The sequence below is a fragment of the Blastochloris viridis genome, from assembly GCF_001402875.1.
GTDB classification, from domain to species: Bacteria; Pseudomonadota; Alphaproteobacteria; order Rhizobiales; family Xanthobacteraceae; genus Blastochloris; species Blastochloris viridis.
Genome location: NZ_CP012946.1, coordinates 2,974,996 through 2,995,102, shown reverse-complemented (window position 1 = coordinate 2,995,102; position 20,107 = coordinate 2,974,996). Strand labels below are relative to the sequence as shown.

At 67.2% G+C, this 20,107-nt stretch carries 15 protein-coding genes; 9 read left to right on the top strand and 6 right to left on the bottom strand.

The genetic code is table 11. The annotated features are described in order from the left end of the window. The first annotated feature begins 122 nt into the window (after positions 1–122). Both BVIR_RS13110 and BVIR_RS13105 read left to right on the top strand, forming a co-directional pair. Positions 123–1,868, top strand: coding sequence for a type I secretion system permease/ATPase (locus tag BVIR_RS13110; RefSeq protein WP_055038061.1), 1,746 nt, complete (start codon positions 123–125; stop codon positions 1,866–1,868). Continuing rightward, a complete protein-coding gene (locus BVIR_RS13105) occupies positions 1,865–3,217 on the top strand; it encodes an HlyD family type I secretion periplasmic adaptor subunit (RefSeq protein ID WP_082417126.1) in 1,353 nt (450 codons plus the stop codon). Before BVIR_RS13110 ends, BVIR_RS13105 begins: the two co-directional genes overlap by 4 nt. Before the next feature lie 265 nt (positions 3,218–3,482). Here the strand turns inward: BVIR_RS13105 and BVIR_RS13100 are convergent, their stop codons facing one another. The 3 genes from BVIR_RS13100 to BVIR_RS13090 form a co-directional block, all read right to left on the bottom strand. Further along, entirely contained in the window at positions 3,483–4,784 is a 1,302-nt protein-coding gene (locus tag BVIR_RS13100) for an HlyD family type I secretion periplasmic adaptor subunit (RefSeq protein WP_055038059.1), read from the bottom strand. After that, entirely contained in the window at positions 4,774–7,215 is a 2,442-nt protein-coding gene (locus tag BVIR_RS13095) for a type I secretion system permease/ATPase (RefSeq protein WP_236823608.1), read from the bottom strand. The genes BVIR_RS13100 and BVIR_RS13095 overlap by 11 nt, the downstream gene beginning before the upstream one ends. A 166-nt stretch (positions 7,216–7,381) precedes the next feature. Next, a complete protein-coding gene (locus tag BVIR_RS13090; protein WP_082417124.1) occupies positions 7,382–9,091 on the bottom strand; it encodes a TolC family protein in 1,710 nt (569 codons plus the stop codon). Positions 9,092–9,777: 686 nt separating this feature from the next. On the opposite strand from BVIR_RS13090, the gene BVIR_RS13085 reads away from it, so the two are divergent. From BVIR_RS13085 to gcvPB, 7 genes are all read left to right on the top strand, one after another. Then, positions 9,778–11,124 carry a M16 family metallopeptidase gene (locus BVIR_RS13085; RefSeq protein ID WP_060832969.1) on the top strand — a complete coding sequence of 449 codons (1,347 nt, stop codon included), beginning with the start codon at positions 9,778–9,780 and terminating at the stop codon, positions 11,122–11,124. Further along, positions 11,121–12,476: a M16 family metallopeptidase gene (locus BVIR_RS13080; protein ID WP_061349897.1), complete on the top strand. Its 1,356-nt coding sequence runs from the start codon at positions 11,121–11,123 to the stop codon at positions 12,474–12,476. The genes BVIR_RS13085 and BVIR_RS13080 overlap by 4 nt, the downstream gene beginning before the upstream one ends. A gap of 202 nt (positions 12,477–12,678) precedes the next feature. Next, a complete protein-coding gene (locus BVIR_RS13075; RefSeq protein ID WP_055038057.1) occupies positions 12,679–13,353 on the top strand; it encodes a hypothetical protein in 675 nt (224 codons plus the stop codon). Between the two features lie 118 nt (positions 13,354–13,471). Then, positions 13,472–14,629 carry a glycine cleavage system aminomethyltransferase GcvT gene (gene gcvT / locus BVIR_RS13070; RefSeq protein ID WP_055038056.1) on the top strand — a complete coding sequence of 386 codons (1,158 nt, stop codon included), beginning with the start codon at positions 13,472–13,474 and terminating at the stop codon, positions 14,627–14,629. Between the two features lie 399 nt (positions 14,630–15,028). Then, on the top strand, positions 15,029–15,406 hold the full coding sequence (gene gcvH / locus BVIR_RS13065) for a glycine cleavage system protein GcvH (RefSeq protein ID WP_055038055.1): 378 nt from the start codon (positions 15,029–15,031) through the stop codon (positions 15,404–15,406). A 73-nt stretch (positions 15,407–15,479) separates the two neighbouring features. Next, positions 15,480–16,847 (top strand): aminomethyl-transferring glycine dehydrogenase subunit GcvPA, encoded by a 1,368-nt coding sequence (gene gcvPA / locus BVIR_RS13060; protein ID WP_055038054.1) that lies wholly within the window; start codon positions 15,480–15,482, stop codon positions 16,845–16,847. Next, a complete protein-coding gene (gcvPB, locus tag BVIR_RS13055) occupies positions 16,841–18,394 on the top strand; it encodes an aminomethyl-transferring glycine dehydrogenase subunit GcvPB (RefSeq protein ID WP_055038053.1) in 1,554 nt (517 codons plus the stop codon). Before gcvPA ends, gcvPB begins: the two co-directional genes overlap by 7 nt. Positions 18,395–18,792: 398 nt before the next feature. Here gcvPB and BVIR_RS13050 read toward each other — a convergent pair whose 3' ends face one another. Genes BVIR_RS13050 through BVIR_RS13040 form a run of 3 tightly spaced genes read right to left on the bottom strand, consistent with a single transcriptional unit; the run spans position 18,793 to position 20,091 of the window. Further along, complete coding sequence (locus tag BVIR_RS13050) at positions 18,793–19,278, bottom strand: F0F1 ATP synthase subunit B family protein (protein WP_055038052.1); 486 nt, start codon at positions 19,276–19,278, stop codon at positions 18,793–18,795. Next, positions 19,275–19,820 carry a F0F1 ATP synthase subunit B gene (locus BVIR_RS13045; RefSeq protein ID WP_055038051.1) on the bottom strand — a complete coding sequence of 182 codons (546 nt, stop codon included), beginning with the start codon at positions 19,818–19,820 and terminating at the stop codon, positions 19,275–19,277. Before BVIR_RS13045 ends, BVIR_RS13050 begins: the two co-directional genes overlap by 4 nt. Positions 19,821–19,863: 43 nt before the next feature. Next, the gene (locus tag BVIR_RS13040; RefSeq protein ID WP_055038050.1) at positions 19,864–20,091 is read right to left on the bottom strand and encodes a F0F1 ATP synthase subunit C; all 228 of its coding nucleotides are present in this window, start codon (positions 20,089–20,091) and stop codon (positions 19,864–19,866) included. Positions 20,092–20,107 lie beyond the last annotated feature (16 nt).

Genomic DNA, 20,107 nt, shown 5'->3' with positions numbered 1-20,107 from the left:
GCCACCGCCCGCCATCTCACACGACGCAGGGAGGCTTGGGCCTCGCCGTCGTCCTGGGCGCTGGGGGCAGCCGGTCGAGGCCACAGGGATCCGGCGTCGCCGTTTCCGAAGGCCGTGCGCGCATGCAGACATCAAAGACGACGACGGCTCAAACGCTGCTCCAGCAGAGCCGATATGGCGTGGTGTTCGTTCTCGTCACCAGCTTCGTCATCAATATTCTGGTGCTCGCCTCGCCGCTGTACATGCAGCAGGTATTCGACCGCGTCGTTCAGACCCATCATTACGCCACGCTGGCTTATCTCACGCTGCTCACCGTTTTCGCCCTTGGGGTGTTGGGCGCGCTGGACGCGCTTCGCGGGATCGGCTTGGCGCGGATCGGCCACTGGATCGACGACTCCCTGCGCATGGCGGTCATGTTCACGGCCTTGCACCATGCGCGGACCGACGGGCGCCTGAACAACCAGGTGATCGGGGACCTGTCGACGCTCCGCGCCTTCGCCGGAGGGCAGCAGATCGTTCCCTTCTTCGACGCGATCTGGGTGCCGCTGTTCCTTCTGCTGATGTTCGTCATGCATCCCTGGCTCGGGGCGATCGGTCTGCTGGCTGCCGTTGCGCTGTTCGGGTTGGCGGTCTGGAACGACATCGGCATGCGCCGGCGGCTGCAGGGCCTGTCGGAGGCGCACAATGAGCTCGCAGCCTTTTCTGCAACCGCTTTGCGCAGCGCCGATGTCATCCATGGCATGGGCATGTTCGACGAGGTGATGGGGCGGTATCGGCGGAACGCGGTGAAGATCGCGGAGACATCGCAGGCCGCCGCCGACTTTGGTGCCAAGCTCGGCGGGCTGTCCAAGTTCCTCCGCATCACCGTGCAGGTGGCGGTTCTCGGCATTGGCGCGGTCCTGGTCATCCACAGCGAGATCACCAGCGGATCGATGATCGCGGCGTCGATCATTCTCGGCCGGGCATTGGCGCCGGTCGAGCAGTCGATGGCGAGCTGGCGCGCCTTCATCTCGGCGAGCGAGGCCTACAACCGTCTCAACGACCTCATCGCCAGGGCCGATGCCAATTTGGTCGCGCCGACGAAGCTGCCCGAGCCGCAGGGCATCGTGACGGTCGAAAACGCCTCGTTCAAGTTCAGTGGCGGCGACCGTCCGATCCTCAGGAGCGTTTCGCTGACGGTGCCGGCCGGTTCTGTGTTGGCGCTGGTCGGCCCGTCGGCGAGCGGCAAGAGCACGCTCTGCAAGATGATCGTCGGATCCTGGCTGCCGTCCGCCGGGCATGTCCGCCTCGACGGCGCCCAGATCCAGCACATCGATCGCGGTCAGATTTCCGAATGGGTCGGCTATTTGCCGCAGGCGATCGAACTCTTCAACGGGTCGGTTCAGGACAATATCTCGCGATTCAAGAACGCCGATGACGAGGCAATCGTCGAGGCGGCGAAGCTCGCCGGCTGTCATGACCTCATTTTGCGGCTGCCGAGCGGCTATGCCAGCGAACTCGGGGAGAGCGGCGGCAATCTCAGCGGCGGTCAGAAGCAGCGTATCGCGCTGGCACGAGCGGTATTCGGCAAGCCGCGGGTCGTGGTTCTCGACGAGCCCAACTCGAACCTCGACTCCGAAGGAGAGGCGGCGCTGGTTGGTGCGATCGTCGCGCTCAAGAACCGCGGGACGACGGTGATCTTGGTGAGCCATCGCTTGTCGATCCTGTCGCCGGTCGACGTCATCGCGGTGATGCGCGACGGCGCCCTCGACATGGTCGGCGAGCGGGAAGCGGTGTTGCAGGAACTGACCGGACGCGCCGCGCGCGCCGGTCAACAGACCCCAATGCCGGCTGCGGCCCGCGGTGCGGGGACGCCCGGAAGCGCATGAGGTTGACGGCGATGCAGGGGTTGCAGGACGGTGATCACGCAGCCGACCTGACCAGGCGGCTGCGGCCGGTGGCGCTGGCCGCCGCCGCTGTCATCGGCGTGTTCTGTTCGATCATCGCTGCTTGGAGTGTCGCGGCGCCGCTGTCGAGCGCTGCGATCGCCCCGGGGGTGGTCAGTCCCGACGGCAGCCGGAAGACCATTCAACATCTTGAGGGCGGCATCATTCGCGACATCCTCGTGCGCGAAGGCGACCGGGTGCAGGCCGGCCAGGTGCTGATGCGGCTCGACCTGACGCAGGCCAAGGCGAACTTCACCGCGCGGCGCGACGAGTGGCTGCGACTGCAGGCGATGAACGCGCGCTTTGAATCGCACCATCAGAACCTCGACCGGATGCGCATTCCACAAGGTCTGCTCGACGAGAAAAATGAAGAATTCGTGGCGTTTCTGGGCAACGAGCGCGCGCTTTTCGGCAGCAAAAAGAAAGAGCTGGCTGAGAGGGAAGTGATTTATAATCAGCAGATCAAGCAGATCGAGGCCGAGATAACGGGCAAGAATATGGAACGGGCCGGTCTCGAAAGGATGCTGGAGATCATCTCGGAGGAGATTGTCGACAAGAGTGCGATGCTCGACAAGAAGCTTGTCCGCAAGCCGGACGTGCTGGCCTTGCGCCGGACCGAAGCGGATTTGACCGCCCGCATCGGCTCGAATATCGCCGATGTCAGCCGCGCCGAGCAAAAGATCAAGGAGATACAGTCGGCAATCAGCACGTTGCGGACGAAATATTATTCAGATAACGCCGATCAGATTATGAAGACGACGCGGGAGATCGCACAGATCGAGGGCGCTCTCACCAACGCCGGCGACATTCTGGCGCGCACCGATGTGGTCGCCCCGGTGGCCGGAACCGTTCTCCAGCTTCGCTTCAAGACCGTCGGTGGGGTCGTCAAAGCAGGAGAACCGATTCTTGATGTGGTCCCCGACGACGACGACTTGGTGATCGACGCCAAACTCTCGCCGTCCGACATTGATGTGGTTCGCGTCGGTCTGCCGGCGGAGGTGCGTTTCGATTCCTATGTCTCGCGCCGGACCCCGATGTTCGAAGGTGTGGTGATACACGTCAGTTCGGATGCGATCGTCGACCAAAGCGCAACAGGTCCGCTTCAGCAGCGCTATTTCCAGGTCAAGATTAAAGTCGATCGTAATCATATCGATAAGCACAAGCACGTCGTTCTTATTCCAGGCATGCTGGCGGAAGCCTACATCATGACTGGGGAACAAACGGTGTTCGATTACATGGTTGCCCCGATTGCGACGTCCTTTCGGAAAGCGTTTCGAGAAGATTACAACTGACAACGCCGCGGATATCGGCACCGCCGCGACGGCGGGCGAGTCTGATGCGGTTTCCGGCGGATCAAGCCGGCGCCCGTGCGCCGGTCGTGGAAACGTCGCCCGAACAAGGGGTCGCGACGCGGCGATCGCGTCGTCGTCGCAGTCGCCGGTGCCGCCCAGGGATTCCAGCGGGCTCGACCACCGGTCGGCGTCGGCTGAAAGGGCGGCGTCGGAGTGGTCATAACCGCGCTCGCGCCGGCCGCCGAGATAGGTGGAAGCGGCTTGATCAGCGCTCGCGAAGCGCCTCGTCCCAGACTTTGTTGACGGGCTTCAGCACGTAGTGGAGCACGGACTTGCGGCCGGTTAGGATTTCGACGGTCGCCACCATGCCTGGGATGATCGGCAGCGCGTGCTCGACCGAGCCCAGCGAATTCTCCTTGGTGCGCACGATCACGCGATAGAACGTGTTGCCCCTGTCGTCGGCGGTGGTGTCGGCGGAGATGCGTTCGACCTTGCCCTTGAGGCTGCCATAGACGTTGGCGTCGTAGGCGGTGATCTTCACCACGGCGTCCTGGTTGGCACGGATGAAGGCGATGTCCTGGGGACGAACGCGGGCTTCGACCAGCAACGAGTCGTCGAGCGGAACGACGTCCATGATGCTGGAGGCCGGCTGCACCACCGCGCCGACGGTGGTGACATTGATCTTGTTGACGATGCCGTAGACCGGCGAGCGCAGCTCGGTGCGGCGCACCTTGTCGGCGGCGGCTCGCACCGTTTCGTCGAGCACGGCGAGCTCGCCGCGGCTTTTGGCGAGGTCCTCCTCGGCCTGAGCCCGGAACGTGCCGATGGTGGTGTCGCGGCGGGCACCGACCTCGCGAATGGCGCCGAGCGCCTTGGCCAGCGAGGCCTTCACCACCTCGCGCTGACCGCGCACCTCGGCGGCCTGGCGCTCCAGCCGGATCATCTCGATCTCGGGGACGACCTTCTGCTGGTAAAGCTTGCGGGTGAGGTCAAGCTCGCGGGTCATCAGCTGGAAGGTCTCGGCCAGCTTCTTCTCCGATGCCTGCAACTCGTCGAGCTCGCGCATTTTCTGGTTTTCCTGCTGGGCAATGACATCGAGGTCCTGCGACAGCTTGCGCGCCCGCGCTTCGAACACGTTCTGCTCCGCCTGAACGGCATTGGCGGCGAGACCGGCCGGGAAGGCGGGAGGCGTGCCCCGCGCTTCGGCCTCGAGCCGGGTGACGCGGGCCAGCAGGGCGGCCCGGCGCTCGCGAACCTCGCCGAGCTGCGAGGAGAAATTGGTGTCGTCGATGCGGGCGAGAGGATCGCCGTGCTTCACGATATCGCCTTCCCGAACCAGCACGGCTTCGACGATGCCGCCCTCCAGCGACTGCACCACCTGAATCTGCCGCGAGGGGATCACCCGGCCGTCGCCGCGCCGGACCTCGTCGAGGATGGCGAAGTGCGCCCATAGCAGCATGGTCGCGAACAGAGTGGCGGTGGTGACGAGGAACATCTTCGCCGTGCGCGGCGTCCGCATCTCGGCGGCGGCGCGAATGTCGTTGGCGAAGGAGAAGTCACTGTGCATGGCTGCTTACCGGGGCTTCGGCGGCGGGTGCCGGCCGCAGCCTTGCCAGCACCGCATCGCGCGGGCCGTCCATCACCACATGCCCTCTGTCGACCACCACCAGGCGCTCGACCAGCACCAGCAGCGAGAAGCGGTGCGTCGACACGATCAGGGTCAGGCGGCGCTGCCTGAGGGCTTCGATCTGCTTGACGAACTCAGCCTCCGATCGCACGTCGAGATGGGCGGTCGGCTCGTCCAGGAACAGAATGCGTGGCTCGCGGATCAACGCCCGCGCCAGCGAGATCGCTTGGCGCTGCCCGCCGGACAGGCTGCGCCCGCCTTCGGCGATCATCATGTCGTAGCCGGACGGATGGGCCGCGGCGAACGGCTCGACACCGGCGAGCCGCGCCGCGTGGAGCATGTCGTCGTCGCTCGCCCCGGCGCGCCCGATCAAGATGTTGTCGCGCAGGGTGCCGAAGAACAGGTCGCAATCCTGCAGCACAAAGCCGACGCCGGCACGAAGGTCGGCGGGATCGTATTGCCGGCTGTCGACGCCATCGATCAGGATGCGGCCCTCGGATGGGTCATAGAGCCCGCAGGCGATCTTTCCGAGCGTGGTCTTGCCCGAGCCGACGCGGCCTATGACCCCGACCCGCTCGCCCTCCTTGATACCGATGCTGACCTTGGTGAGGGCCTTGGTCATTGCGCCGGGATACTGGAACGACACCTCGTCGAAGACGATGCGGCCGTGCTGAATCGCGCGGCTGACATAGCGCCTGCCGCGCGGCCGCTCACGTTCGAGCCGCATCAGGCGGTCGATCGACCTGAGCGCGGTGACGGTCTGGGTCGCGCGCGTCATCAACGCGGCGATGCCGGCAACCGGCGCCAGCACCCGTCCCGACAGGATTGTGGCGGCGACCAGTGCGCCGACCGTGAGGGTGCCGTCGATCACCAGGAACGACCCGATCACCAGGATGGCGAGGGTGGTGAGTTGCTGCGCGGTCGAGGCGATGGTGAGCGCCAGCGAGGCCCAGAAGTGAACGTCCTCGCCGGAACGGGCGGTCGCGGCGACCGCGCGTTCGTAGCGCGATTGAAAGCGCCCCTCGGCACCGGCCGCCTTGATGGTTTCGATGCCGGCGAGGGATTCGATCAGCACGCCATGGCGGGCGGCGGTCTCGGCCTGGTTCTTCCGAATCGCGCGATCGAGCGGGCGCTGCAGCAAAAATCCGATGCCGAGCATCAGGGGCAGCATGATTAGCGGCACCCAGGCCAGCGGCCCGGCGATCATGAACAGCACCCAGATGAACAGCAGCGCGAACGCAAGGTCGGTGATCGACACCACCGTTCCGGAGGTGAAGAACTCGCGCACCGAGTCAAAATCGCGCAGCTGGTTGGCCAGGACGCCGATCGAGGTCGGGCGGTTGGCGAGCTTGAGGCCAAGGACGTGATCGTAGATGTCGGCGGCGAGCAACACGTCGACCTGCTTGCCGGTCATATCGATGATCAGGCTGCGCACCGTGCGCAGGATGAAATCGAAGATGATGGCGAGACCGAGCCCGATGGCGAGCGCCACCAGCGAGGGCACCGCGCCATTGGGCAGCACGCGGTCATAGACGTTCATGGTGAACAGCGGCGCGGCCAGTGCCAGCACATTCACCAGAAATGCCGCAACCGCGACATGCGCGTAGTTCTGCCAGAACTGCGCCACCACGGCCCAAAACCAGTGGCGCTCGGGAATGTCGAAAGTGCCTTCGACGCGGGGGTCCAGCGCGGTTGCCGGCTTGGCGAACAGCGCATAGCCGAGATAGGCGCGCTCAACCGTGGACAGCGGAACGGTGACGGCCGGCGCGGTGGTGGAGGGATTGACGAGGCGAGCCTCGTCCCGCCCCCGGTCGAGGCCGACCAGCATGCGCAGCTTGCCGCCGGCCAGGAAGATGACGCAGGGCAGAACCAGGGCCTGGATATCCTCGGCCGTGCGTTTGACCAGTTTGGCTTCGAGCCCGGCGTTCGCGGCGGCGCGTTCGATCAGGCGAACCGGCAGCTTGTCGTCATCGATCGGCAGGCCGGCGAGCAGGGCGCCGCGGCTGATGCTGCGGCCGTTGAACGCCGCGAGCCAGATCACGGCGTCGGAGATCGGGTCGTGGGCGGGGCCATCGTCCAGCCACGCCGGGACCGGCTCGTGGGCGCGCGAGCGCTCGCCTGCCGAGGGGGGTGGCGTGGTGGGTTGCAGCTCGGCTGCGGCCTCGTCCTGGCCGGGCGACGATTGGCGGCGGGCCGCGGGGTCGGCGGGTGCGCGTCGTTGGAGGGGATCGCCCGGCGCGACGGTCATCGGCGCAGCCCGGCGCGATGCGCAGAACGCCAGCCCCTTTGCGGCGTTGGCGCCGACAAATGACCGGACGGAACTGAGAATGCGGGTTGCACCGGAGACGATCTCCTTTGCGTTGGACAACATCGCTGGCACGTCAGTCCGTCGCCCTGAACAGGAAGTGTCCGAACCAAGCCGCACCTGGCTCCGCCGTCACCGAGCTGTCATCCCCGGTGGGGCCGGAATTCCGGCGGCCAACTCACCCCCCCCCGCCCTGCAACGCATCGCAAGTCTGCGAAAGCGGTCTTCTCGATCAGCGAACGGAACTGACGCAGGTGCCGGTTCCGCACATCGGGGCCGAACGACCCGGCATTGAGAGAATGACCGACGGCAGACCGGCTCCCGCCGTCGATTCACCCCACATCGCGGTGACCGGCGACGCAGCCGAAACTTCCTTCCCCGTCGTGGCGGGGAAGGCGAACGGCGCGACGGCCACGGTGGCGCTCTGCCGCCCGGCATCGGAGGCGTAGCCCAGACGGGTGACCACGGTGTCGTAAAGCACTGCTGGATCTTGGCCTCGCGACACCTCTTCGATCCAGTCGGGCGGAACCAGCCCGACGGTAAGGTCCGGCGGCAGGGTTCGGGGTTCGAACCAGGTCGGCTGCAGTATCGGGGTGGTCAGGGCGAAGGCGTTGTCCAACGGCGCCATCTCCACCGGGACCGCTGAGGTGACATAGGACAGGATCTTTCCGGTGGCGGCGAGCAGCTGGTAATCGGCAAACACCGCGACGCCGGAGGTCGAGACCAGCGAAACCTGGGCAATGAACAACTGGTTCTGGGCATCGAGCAGGTCGATCAGCGTACGCTGACCAAGCTCGAACTCGCTGCGGTAGGCCACGAGCACGCGCCGGCCCGCGGCGATTTCGGCGCTGAGGGCGCGCATGCGGTCGGAGGTGAGGGTTCGCGCGGCCCAGGCCCGATCGATCGATTCCACCGCGCCGCGCTGCAGGCTGGCTTCCCGGTTCAGCGACTCCGCCCAGCGCTCGCCCAGTTCGGTGCGCCGCCAGGTATCGATGCCGCCGGTGAAAATGTCCCAGCTCATCACCACCTTGCCGGCGGCGTCATCGCGGGAGCCCCAGATGAAGTCGATGTCCTCGCCGCGGGTCACGCGGCCTTCGAGCGCGACCTTCGGCACCAGATTGCCTTTCGAGGCGTCGAAGTCGTAGCGCGCGGCGCGGGCGTCCGCGGTCGCGGCTCTGATCGTCGCGTTGTCGACGAGGGCGGTTTCGAGCGCCACCTGCTTGGTCGGCGGAAGGCCTCGCAAACGTCCGGGGAAATAAAGGTTTGAGGGCGTGTTGCCGACGACCTTCTTGAAGCGGGCCCGTGCCAGATCGAGCTGCAGCCGGAATTCCGCGAGCGTGGCTTCCGCCGCCGCGACCCGCTCGATGGCCTGCTGACGGTCACCCTCGCCCGAGCGGCCTCCGCTCACCCGCGCGTCGACATCGCGCGAAATCCGGCGAAGGGCGAGGAGATGTTCCTCCGCAAGACCGATCAGCCGGCTGAAGCGGGTGACGTCGATATAGGCTTCGGCGGCGTCGAGCGCGAGCGTTTCGGTTTTCTCCCGCACGCGGTAGGCGGCGGCGTCCACCCGGGCGGCCTGGCGCCACAATTGGTTCACCGAGGCGAATCCGTCGAACAGCAGCTGGCGCACGACGATTGAGCTGTAATGGCCAAATCGCCATTGATCATTGCCGGGAAACGCCTTCTCGAGGCCGATATCGCGCCGTTCATCGCCGAACCCGACCTCAAGCCGCACCTGCGGCAGCAGCGTTCCCTGCTGCTGGTGCCATTGCGCTTCGGTTGCGCGACGGTTGGCGGTGGCTTCGCCGACGCCGGGATTGGTTCTTATGGTTTGGCGGATCGCATCATGAATGGAGACGCGATTCTGCGGCCAAGCAATGTCCGTCATGCACACCCAAGCCAGCGCCACAGCTCCGACGGCGTCAACAATCTGGGCACGCATGCGGATTCCCAATGCCAAAATACACGCTATAAGTGTAGCGTGAAGAGTACAACCAAAATATTGATTTCCGCCGGAGGCGCGACCGGAGATTGATAATGGGTTGGTGCACCGGCAACATAAAGGTTGCAGAATTCCTGACGTTTATCAATCTAGGGTAGAGCAAAGGGCGCCGCATTGCCGCCAAAGGGCAACATGCCACGTCATGCGGATTGCGGGCGATCACGTCCGACTCCGCAATCCGGGTGAGGCGACGTCCGGGCGATTGCCCGGACCTTAAGAAAATGCCTTCGTCCGCTTCGACGTGACCGGGGCGCCCCGCCTGGCGCAAGATTTCGTGCGTTCCGGGCTTACGACGGAGTCTCGCGCGAATCGGATGAGACGGGGATTTTCACCGACCGGCCGAGGTCGCTGCCGGTGTCGGCGTTTTCTGCAATCGGTTCGCACAAACCCCATGTTCAAAGCGGGATTTTCGGCCGAAGGTGATTGAGACCGCCGCCATCGTGCCGCCGTGCGCGATCCGGCCTGGATGGCCGGGGGCGGATGAGCCTCTGTGGCTCCTTGTAGGCTGCTCGCGATAACTGGACTGTGACGTTAAGTCCGGTGGCGCTGCCCGATTGCCACCCCATTTCGTGAAAAGTCAGGCTGAGTCCGTAGCCGAGACGGAGCCGATCTTGCTGAAAGCCGTGATGAGCACATTTGTCGCCGCCGCCACCGCCGCAACCCTCGTCGTTCCCACGCCGGCTCCCGCCCGGCAGGCCCCCGAAATCTCCCATTTCAGTCTGGCCAACGGCCTTGAGGTGGTGGTGATCCCCGACCACCGGGTTCCGGTGGTCACCCATATGATCTGGTATCGGGTCGGTGCGGCGGACGAGGTGCGCGGCGAATCGGGCATCGCCCACTTCCTCGAACACCTGATGTTCAAGGGCACCGAGGCCAATCCCGGCGGGTTCTCCGGCCTCATTGCCGAGGTTGGCGGCCAGGAGAACGCGTTCACCTCCCACGATTACACCGCCTATTTCCAGCGCGTCGCCAGCGGCGAGCTGGAGGCGATGATGCGGCTCGAGGCCGACCGCATGACCGGCCTTCAGCTCACCGACGAGGTGGTGCTGCCCGAGCGCGACGTGGTGCTGGAGGAGCGGCGCTCCCGCACCGACAACGACCCCAGCGCCCAGCTCGGCGAGGAAGTCGCCGCGACGCTGTTCCGCAACCACCCCTATGGCGTGCCGGTGATCGGCTGGGAGCACGAGATCCGCCAGCTCGGCCGGCAGGATGCGCTCAAGTTCTACCGCCACTTTTACACCCCCAACAACGCGGTCCTGGTGGTGGCGGGCGATGTCTCTGCCGGCGAGGTGCGCGCCATGGCCGAGCGCACCTACGGCAAGGTGGCGCCGCGCGCCGAGATCGAGCCGCGCCAGCGGCCGGCCGAGCCCGAACCGCGCGCCCATCGTCTGGTGACGCTGGCCGATCCGCGCGTCGCGCAGCCCTCGATCCAGCGCCATTATCTGGTGCCGTCCTATTCGCGGGCGGCGCCGCGCGCGGCCGAGGCGCTCGACGTGCTCGCCCACGTGCTCGGCGCCGGCCAGACCAGCCGCCTGCACCGCAAGCTAGTGGTGGATCAGAAGCTCGCCACCTCGACCATGGCTTGGTATCACGGCTCCACCCTCGACCAGTCCAAGTTCGGGCTGTGGGCGAGCCCGCGGCCGGGCGTCGAATTGCCCGCGCTCGAAGCGGCGATCGACGCCGTCATCGCCGAGATCGCCGAAACCGGCGTGAGCGAGGACGAGATCGTCCGCGCCAAGACCGGGATGGTCGCCGACACCGTCTACGCCCAGGACAGCCAGTCGGCGCTGGCGCGGATTTACGGCGTTGCCTTGACCACCGGCTCGACCGTCGAGGACGTCCAGTCCTGGCCGGCTCGGATCAAGACCGTCACCGCCGCCGAGGTCCAGGCCGCCGCCCGCACTTGGCTGGAGAAGCGGCGCGCCGTGACCGGCTATCTCATCAAGGCCCCGTCTCGGGAGAACCGGTCGTGACCTTGCTGTCCTCGTTCGGGCGCCGTTTCGGTGCGCCAGTGGTTGCTGCCATGTCCGTTGCCTTCGTCTCCGCCTCCGAAAGCCCCGCCGCGACCCGCATCGAACGGGTGGTGAGCCCGGGCGGCATCGAGGCTTGGCTGGTGCGAGAGCCGGCGGTGCCGCTGATTGCCTTCGAGTTCGCCTTCAAGGGCGGCGCCACCCATGACGTCGCCGGCAAGGAGGGCACCGCCAATCTGGTGAGCGGCCTGCTCGACGAAGGTGCCGGCGACCTCGACGCCGCCGCCTTCCACGACCGGCTCGACGCCAAGGCGATCGAGCTGCGCTTCAGTGCCAGCCACGACAATCTGCGCGGCAGTCTCAAGACGCTGGTCGAAAACCGCGACGAGGCATTCGAGCTGCTGGCGCTGGCGGTCAACCGGCCGCGGTTCGACGCCGAGCCGCTGGAGCGGGTACGCCAGCAGGTGCTGGCCGGCATCCGCCGCAAGTCGACCAGCCCCAACACCCTGGCCTCGGAGATGTGGTGGGCGACCGCCTTTCCGGGCCATCCCTACGGCCGGCCGGTCGAGGGCTCGGCCGACAGCGTCGCCGCGGTCGGCGCCGACGACCTCAAGGCTTTTGTCGGCAAGGTGGTGAGCCGCGACACCCTCAAGGTCGCGGTGGTCGGCGATATCGACGCCGCCACGTTGGCGCAGCTGCTCGACCGCGTGTTCGCCGGCCTGCCGAAAACCGGCCAGCCCGTCGCGGTGGCGGACGCGGTGCCGCAAGGGCTCGGCCAGCGCCAGGTGGTCGAGCTCGACGTGCCGCAATCGGTGCTGACGTTCGGCTGGCCGGGGCTGTTGCGTTCCGACCCCGATTTCATGCCGGCCTTCGTGCTCAACCATATCCTCGGTGGCGGCACGCTGTCGTCACGGCTCTACCAGGAGGTGCGCGAGAAGCGCGGGCTGGCCTATTCGGTCTACAGCTATCTGATGTCGATGGACCACGCCGGTTTGATCCTCGGCGGAGTCTCCACACGCAACGACCGCGCCGCGGAGTCGCTGGCGGTGATCGAACGTGAAGTCGGCCGGCTGGGCAAGGACGGGCCGAGCGCCGAGGAACTCGACAAGGCCAAGAAATACCTGATCGGCTCCTACGCGCTCAGGTTCGATACCTCCGGCAAGATTGCCGCCCAGCTGCTGCAGATCCAGCTCGATGAGCTCGGCATCGATTACATCGACCGCCGCAACGATCTGGTGGCGGCGGTAACGCTGGAGGACGTCCGCCGTGTCGCCGGGCGGCTGCTGTTGCAGGACATGCTGGTCACCACGGTCGGCCGGCCGGTTGGATTGGGCAATGTCGGCCAGGGTGGCTGAACGCAGTTCATAAAAAATCCTCAGCGCTGCTATAACGCGGCCATTGCCGGCGCGGGAGAACTGCGCGGGCTGTGGAGAAGGGGCAGCCATCGACCCGGCCTGCAATGGGTCTGGCGCTCTTGGTTGCTGTTTTGACGCATTTTCTCGGCAAAGCGGGTATCCGCTTTTGCGTGGAATGCGCGGGGTCGTTGGGGTGGCTGTCATGACGACGTGGGCACGAAAGATCGTGGGCAGGGCCGGGCCGCTGGTGCTCGCGCTCGGATTGGTCGGCTGCGGCACCACCGATCAGCTCGGCGGTGCCTCCGCCGCCGGCGGCAATTCGTTCGCCGACCGCGTCGGCCGCATGTTCGCCACCCACGCCCCGACGCCGGAGCCCGCGGCCGAGGACAAGCCCAAGGAAAAGGACGCGGTCGACTACGAGTGCCCGTCGGTCACGATCCGCACCGGGGCTGCGGCCTATCCGGTGTTCGCCACCTCGCGCGATCAGGGCCAGACCTTGCGCTACCAGGCGACCATCGGCCAGACCGCGCGCGAATGCGCCGCGCTCGGCGCGATGATGACGATGAAGATCGGCGTCGAGGGCCGCCTGCTGGCCGGGCCGGCCGGCGGGCCGGGCAAGGTCGACATTCCCATGCGCGTCGCCGTGGTGCACGAGGGCACCACGCCGAAGACGATCTGGAGCAAGTTCTATCGGGTCGGCGCCCAGATGCCGGTAGGGCAGGCCCAGACCGCCTTCCTGCTGATCGACGAAGACGTCAGCTTCTCGCTGCCCAAGGCCGACGATCTTGAGAACTATGTGGTCTATGTCGGGTTCGACCCGAACGGCCAGCCCGAGAAAACCGGTCGACAATCGCGCAACGCGAGCCACGGCGGTTGACGGCGGCTACCGCGTCCGTACGCTCCCGATCGGGCCACGTCGAACCCGCACCGTCCCGCCCCGCACGAACGGCAGCGTTCGCGCCGGGGACCTGTTCATTTCCCCGAGGTTTCGTTTCATGACCGAGCTGACGCCGCCCGCCGAGCCCGCCGTCGAGCTGAAGCGCACGCCGCTGCACGGCCGGCACCTGGCCCGTGGTGCGCGGATGGTTCCGTTCGCCGGCTATGAGATGCCGGTGCATTACGCCGCTGGCATCCTGGCCGAGCATACCCACACTCGCGCCAAGGCCGGCCTGTTCGACATCTCGCACATGGGGCAGGCCTTCCTGCTCGGACCCGACCACGACACCGTCGCCCGCGCGCTGGAAGCGCTGGTGCCGGCCGACATCGTCGGGCTCGCGCCGGGCCGCCAGCGCTACACCCAGCTGCTGGGCGAGGATGGCGGCATCCTCGACGATCTGATGGTGACCCGCTCGGCCGACCCGGCCGAGGACGGCGCGCTGATGCTGGTGGTCAACGCCGCCACCAAGCACGCCGACTTCGCCCATATCGAGCAGCGCCTGCCGGCCGGGGTGCGGCTGATGCGCGCCGATCATCGCGCCCTGCTGGCGCTGCAGGGTCCCGCTGCCGCCGAGGTGCTGGCGCGGGTGCTGCCGGACGTTGCCGGGATCACCTTCATGACGGCGGTGACCCTCCGCTTTGGCCGCGGCGAAGTGCAGGTGACGCGCTCCGGCTACACCGGCGAGGACGGCTTCGAGCTCTCGGTTCGCGCCGACCGCGTCGCCGAATTGTGGGACACGCTGGAGCGGGACGGCGACGTGCTGCCGGTCGGGCTCGGCGCCCGCGATTCGCTCCGGCTCGAAGCCGGGCTTTGCCTCTACGGCCACGACATCGACCCCGCCACCTCGCCGGTCGAGGCGGGGCTGGCCTGGTCGATCCAGCCGCGCCGGCGGGTCGAGGGCGGCTTTCCAGGCGCCGAGCGCATCCAGCGCGAGCTGGCCGAGGGGCCGGCGCGGCTGCGGGTCGGCCTCCTGCCGGAGGGCAAGGCCTTGGCTCGCGACGCCACCGAGATCGTCGATCTGGAGGACCGCCCGATCGGTCAGGTCACCTCGGGCGGGTTCGGCCCCACCGTCGGCGGCCCGATCGCGATGGGCTATGTCGGCCGCCGCTTCGCCGAGCCGGACACCCCGGTGCGGCTGATGGTGCGCGGCAAGCCGCTGACGGCGCGGGTGGTGCCGCTGCCGTTCGTGCCGCATCGCTATGTCAGGGGATCGTGAGCTTTCGGCGCGCGCGGTGCAAGCAAGGCCGCTTTTGCGACACCTTCGTATCCAAAGAACACTCGAGTCGAGGCGGCCGATTCGACCGGGGCGCAACGGACGCTGGAGCAGGCCCAAACCCGATTGGCCGGGAGCGGACGCTCTAGAGCATCCGCCGTTCTGATTGCGCCGGGCGGTCGCTCTAAGCCTTTGAGTTATTGCATTCTCTTTCGCAAAACCAGTATCCACTTTTGCGGCGAATGCTCTAGGTTTCTCGGTATCGCGCTTTCGTCTGTAGAATCGGTTTTCGGAGACTTGGTTTCCGGGTGACGGAAAGCGCTCTGACCGGCGCGGACACGGGATCGGGCGAGCCGCAGGCCGGATATTGCGGCGGCGAGGATCGAGACGAGAGGTATTTGAATGTCACAAGTCCGCTACACCAAGGACCACGAGTGGATCCGGCTTGACGGCGAGGCCGCGGTGGTCGGCATCACCGACTACGCCCAGTCCCAGCTCGGCGACGTGGTCTATATCGAACTGCCCGCCACCGGCACCGTGCTCGCCCAGGGCGACGAGGCCGCGGTGGTCGAGAGCGTCAAGGCGGCGAGCGAGGTCTATGCCCCGGTGGCCGGCGAGGTGATCGCCGTCAACGACCGGCTGGTCGAGACCCCGGCGCTCGTCAACGACGATGCCGAGGGCACCGGCTGGTTCCTCAAGCTCAAGATCACCGACGCGGCTGCGCTCGATGGCTTGATGAGCGCCGAGCAATACAAGCACTATCTCGAGACCGTCAATTGAGGGGCACCGAGTCGCGCGGCGCCTTTCCCCCGAAGCTGCGGCATCGTGGCCGGAGCCACTGAAAGACGAGGACATGCGTTATCTGCCGCTGACGCCCGAGGACCGCGCCGTGATGCTGGCGCGGGTCGGGGTCGAGGGCATCGACGAGCTGTTCGCCGACGTGCCCCAGGGCAAGCTGCTTGCGGCGCTGCCGAATCTTCCCCGTGCCAAGTCCGAGATTGAGGTCGAGCGGCTGATGGGCCGGCTGGCGGCTGAGAACGTCGCCGCCGGTTCGGTGCCGTTCTTCTGCGGCGCCGGCGCCTATCGCCACCACGTGCCGGCGACGGTCGACCACCTGATCCAGCGTTCGGAATTCCTGACCAGCTACACGCCCTATCAGCCCGAGATCGCCCAGGGCACGCTGCAATATCTGTTCGAGTTCCAGACCCAGGTCGCGCTCATCACCGGCATGGAGGTCGCCAACGCCTCGATGTACGATGGCGCCACCGCCGCTGCCGAGGCGGTGCTGATGGCCCACCGCCTGACCCGCCGCAAGAAGGCGGTGCTGGCCGGCAACCTCCATCCGCACTACCGCGAGACCATTGCCACCCTTTCCCGCATGGCGGACGACGAACTGGTGGTGGCGCCGCCGGTGCCGAGCGGCGCCGAGCGGCTCGCCGCCCTGATCGACGACGACACCTCCTGCGTGGTGGTGCAGACGCCGGACGTGTTCGGCCACCTGCACGACCTCCACACCATCGGCGCCGCCGCCCACGCCAACGGCGTGCTGGTGATCGCGGTGGTCACCGAGGCGGTGTCGCTCGGCCTGGTCACCTCGCCCGGCGAGCTGGGCGCCGACATCGTGGTGGCCGAGGGCCAGTCGCTCGGCGGCGGCCTCAATTTCGGCGGGCCCTATGTCGGGCTGTTCGCCACCCGCCAGAAGTTCGTGCGCCAGATGCCGGGCCGCCTCGCCGGCGAGACGGTGGATGCCGAGGGCCAGCGCGGCTTCGTGCTGACGCTGTCGACCCGCGAGCAGCATATCCGCCGCGAGAAGGCCACCTCCAACATCTGCACCAATTCCGGCCTGTGCGCGCTGGCGTTCACCATCCACCTCACGCTGCTGGGCGAGGGCGGCTTTCGGCGGCTGGCCGAGCTGAACCATGCCAGCGCGGTGGAACTGGCCGAGCAGCTCGCCGCCATTCCCGGCGTTAGCGTGCTCAACAAGACGTTCTTCAACGAGTTCACGGTGAAGCTGCCCAAGCCCGCGGGTGCGGTGGTGGAGGCCCTGGCGGCGCGCGGCGTGCTTGGCGGCGTGCCGTTCTCGCGGCTCGACCCCGCCCACCCGGAGTTCGCCGACCTTCTGATCGTGGCCGCCACCGAGACCACCACGGCGGACGACCGCGCGGCGCTGGTCGCGGCGCTGACCGAGGTGCTGGGCGACCGGGAGGGTGCGCGATGCTGAACCGCCAGGGCCGCCCCACCGAGGCCGGCGAATCGAGCGAGGCATTGGCCGGTACCTTCACCGGCAACCGTGCCCTCATCATCGAGGAGCCGCTGATCTTTGAGATCGGCCGCCCGGAGGTGTCGGGCGTCGATTTGCCGGAGGCGCCGAAGGTGGGCCATCGGTTGGGTGCGCTGGAGCGCCGACGGCCGGTCGGCCTGCCCGGCCTCGCCGAACCGGAGGCGATGCGCCACTACGTGCGGCTGTCGCAGAAGAACTTCGGCATCGATTCGGGCATGTTTCCGCTCGGCTCGTGCACCATGAAGCACAATCCGCGCCTCAACGAGAAGATGGCGCGGCTGCCCGGCTTTGCCGACCTCCACCCGCTGCAGCCGCGCGCGACGGTGCAGGGCGCGCTCAAGCTGATGGACATGCTGGCGCAGGCGCTGCTTGAGCTCACCGGCATGGAGGCGGTGGCGCTGTCCCCGAAGGCCGGTGCCCACGGCGAATTGTGCGGCATGATGGCGATCAAGGCGGCGCTGGCGGCCCGCGGCGAGGGGCATCGCTCCACCGTGCTGGTGCCGAACTCCGCCCACGGCACCAACCCGGCCACCGCCGCGCTGATCGGCTTTCATGTGGCCTCGGTGCCGGCGCGGCCGGACGGCACCCTCGATCCCCGCGACGTCGCCGACCACCTCAATGCCGACGTTGCCGCCATCATGCTCACCAACCCCAACACCTGCGGGCTGTTCGAGCGCGACGTGGTGCGCATCGCCGAGGCGGTGCACGAGGCCGGCGCGCTGTTCTACGCCGACGGCGCCAATTTCAACGCCATCGTCGGCAAGGTGCGGCCGGGCGATCTTGGCGTCGACGCCATGCACATCAACCTGCACAAGACCTTCTCGACGCCGCACGGCGGCGGCGGGCCGGGGGCGGGGCCGGTGGTGCTGTCGAAGGCGTTGGCGCCGTTCGCGCCGGTGCCGTTCCTGCGCCGCGACGGCGAGCGGCTGGCCCTGGTCGAGCACACGGCCGAGGCCGGCGCCGCGCAGCCGTTCGGCCGCATGGCGTCGTTCCACGGCCAGATGGGCATGTTCGTGCGGGCGCTGGCCTACATCCTGTCGCACGGTGGCGATGGCCTCAGGCAGGCGTCGGAGGACGCTGTCCTCAGCGCCAACTACCTCAAGGCCGCGCTCGCCGACGTGATGTCGGTGTCGTTCCCCAACCGTCCGGCGATGCACGAGGTACTGTTCGACGACGAGTGGCTGAAGGACTCCGGCGTCACCACGCTCGACGTTGCGAAAGCGCTGATCGACGAGGGCTTTCACCCGATGACGGTGTATTTCCCGCTGGTGGTGCGCGGCGCCATGCTGATCGAGCCGACCGAGAGCGAATCGAAGGCGTCGCTCGACCTGTTCATCGCCACCTTGCGCGACATCGCCCTCTCGATCCGCGCCGGCGAGACCGCGCGCTTTGCCGGCGCGCCGTACTTCGCGCCGCGGCGGCGGCTCGACGAGACGCGGGCCGCGCGCAGCCCGGTGCTGCGCTGGGTGAAGCCGGCGGCGGAGTAGGCGAGCTGTCACGACCTGACGGACGGACGAGCGAAGTGCAGTCCGCCAGGGAAAGTGTGTTGTCCCGGGCAAGCGGCATCAGCCGCGCGACCCGGGATCGTTCGCAAAAAAGCGCGCCCGTTCTGCAAACAGTCCCGGCTCGCGCGCCGGGTGCTCCGCTTCCCGGCGGCTTGGCCGGGACGACGAAATGATGCCAAAAGCCCTTACGTTTGACCTTCGGCCGGCGCTGCTCGCCTCATCCTGAGGAGCCCGCGAAAGCGGGCTCCTCAGGATGAGGCGAGCTGGCGTTGGTGGAAGGTTCGGCTCAAAGGCGGCGAGCATAACGCGGAGGCGATGACGCCGGCGCAACAAAAAAGGCCGCTTGCGCGGCCTTTTTCGTTCGGAGATGTCGGCGAAGCTCAGTTCATCCGTGCCTTGACGTCGCCGAGGCCCTTGGCGATGAGGTCGTCGGCGAGTTGGCCTTTGACCTCCTTGACCAGGATGCGCTCGGCTGCCTTGGCGGCCGCGTCGGCGGCGGCGGCGCGAACGTCCGCCATCGCCTGGGTTTCGGCCTGGGCGATCTTGGCCTCGGCCAGCTTGGTGCGGCGGGCCACGAACTCCTCGACCTTGACCTTGCCTTCGGTCGCTAGACGCTCGGCCTCCTGCTTGGCGTAGGCGATGATGGCGTCGGCCTCGGCGTGGGCTTCCTCTTCGCGGCGCTTGTAGTCGGCCAGCACCTTGTTGGCCTCCTCGCGCAGCCGGCGGGCTTCGTCGAGTTCGCTGCGGATGCGGTTGGCGCGCGAATCGAGCGCGTTGCCGATCAGCTTGTGAACGTCGAAGTAGCCGAGGATGCCGAAGAAGATGAAGAACGCGACCGCGACCCAGAACTCGGGAGCGTTGATCATGCGCGTCCTCCCTCGGTGGCGTCGGCCACGGCGGCGCGGACGGCATCGCTCGCCGGCGCCTTGCCGATCAGTTTCTCGACGATGGCCGAGGCCGCATCGGCAGCGATGGCCTGCACATTGGCCATGGCCTTGGTCTTGGTCTCGGCGATGAGGGTCTCCGCCGCCGCCAGCTTGCCGGCGAGTTCGGCCTCAAGCTCCTTGCGGCGCACGTCGGCCTCGGCGTTGAGCCGGTCGCGGGTTTCGCCCGCGATCGTCTGCGCCCTGCCGCGGGCGTCCGCCAGCGCCTTCTCATAGGCGGCGATCGCCGCCTCGCTTTGGCGCTTGAACGCCGCGGCCTCGGCGATGTCGGTGTCGATGCGCGTCTTGCGCTCATCGAGGATCGAGCCGATGCGCGGCAGCGCCACCTTCGACATCATCACATAGAGAAGGATGAAGGTGATGCCGAGCCAAGCCAGCTGTGTGGGGAATGTTTCCTTGTCGAACGGAGGAAACACGCCCTTTTGCCCGCTCGGCACTTCGGTATGCGCAGTGGTCTCAGCCATCGGCCGACTCCCGGATCACGGCGACGCGATGCACGTGCTGTTCTTAGAGGGCGAACAGCAGGAGGAGCGCGATCAGCAGCGAGAAGATGCCGAGCGCTTCGGTCACGGCGAAGCCGAAAATCAGGTTGCCGAACTGGCCCTGGGCGGCGGACGGGTTGCGCAGCGCGGCAGCAAGATACTGACCGAAGATGGTGCCGACGCCGACGCCGGCGCCACCCATGCCGATGCAGGCGATACCAGCGCCGATGTACTTCGCGGCGATCGGGTCCATAACGCAGCTCCTTCTT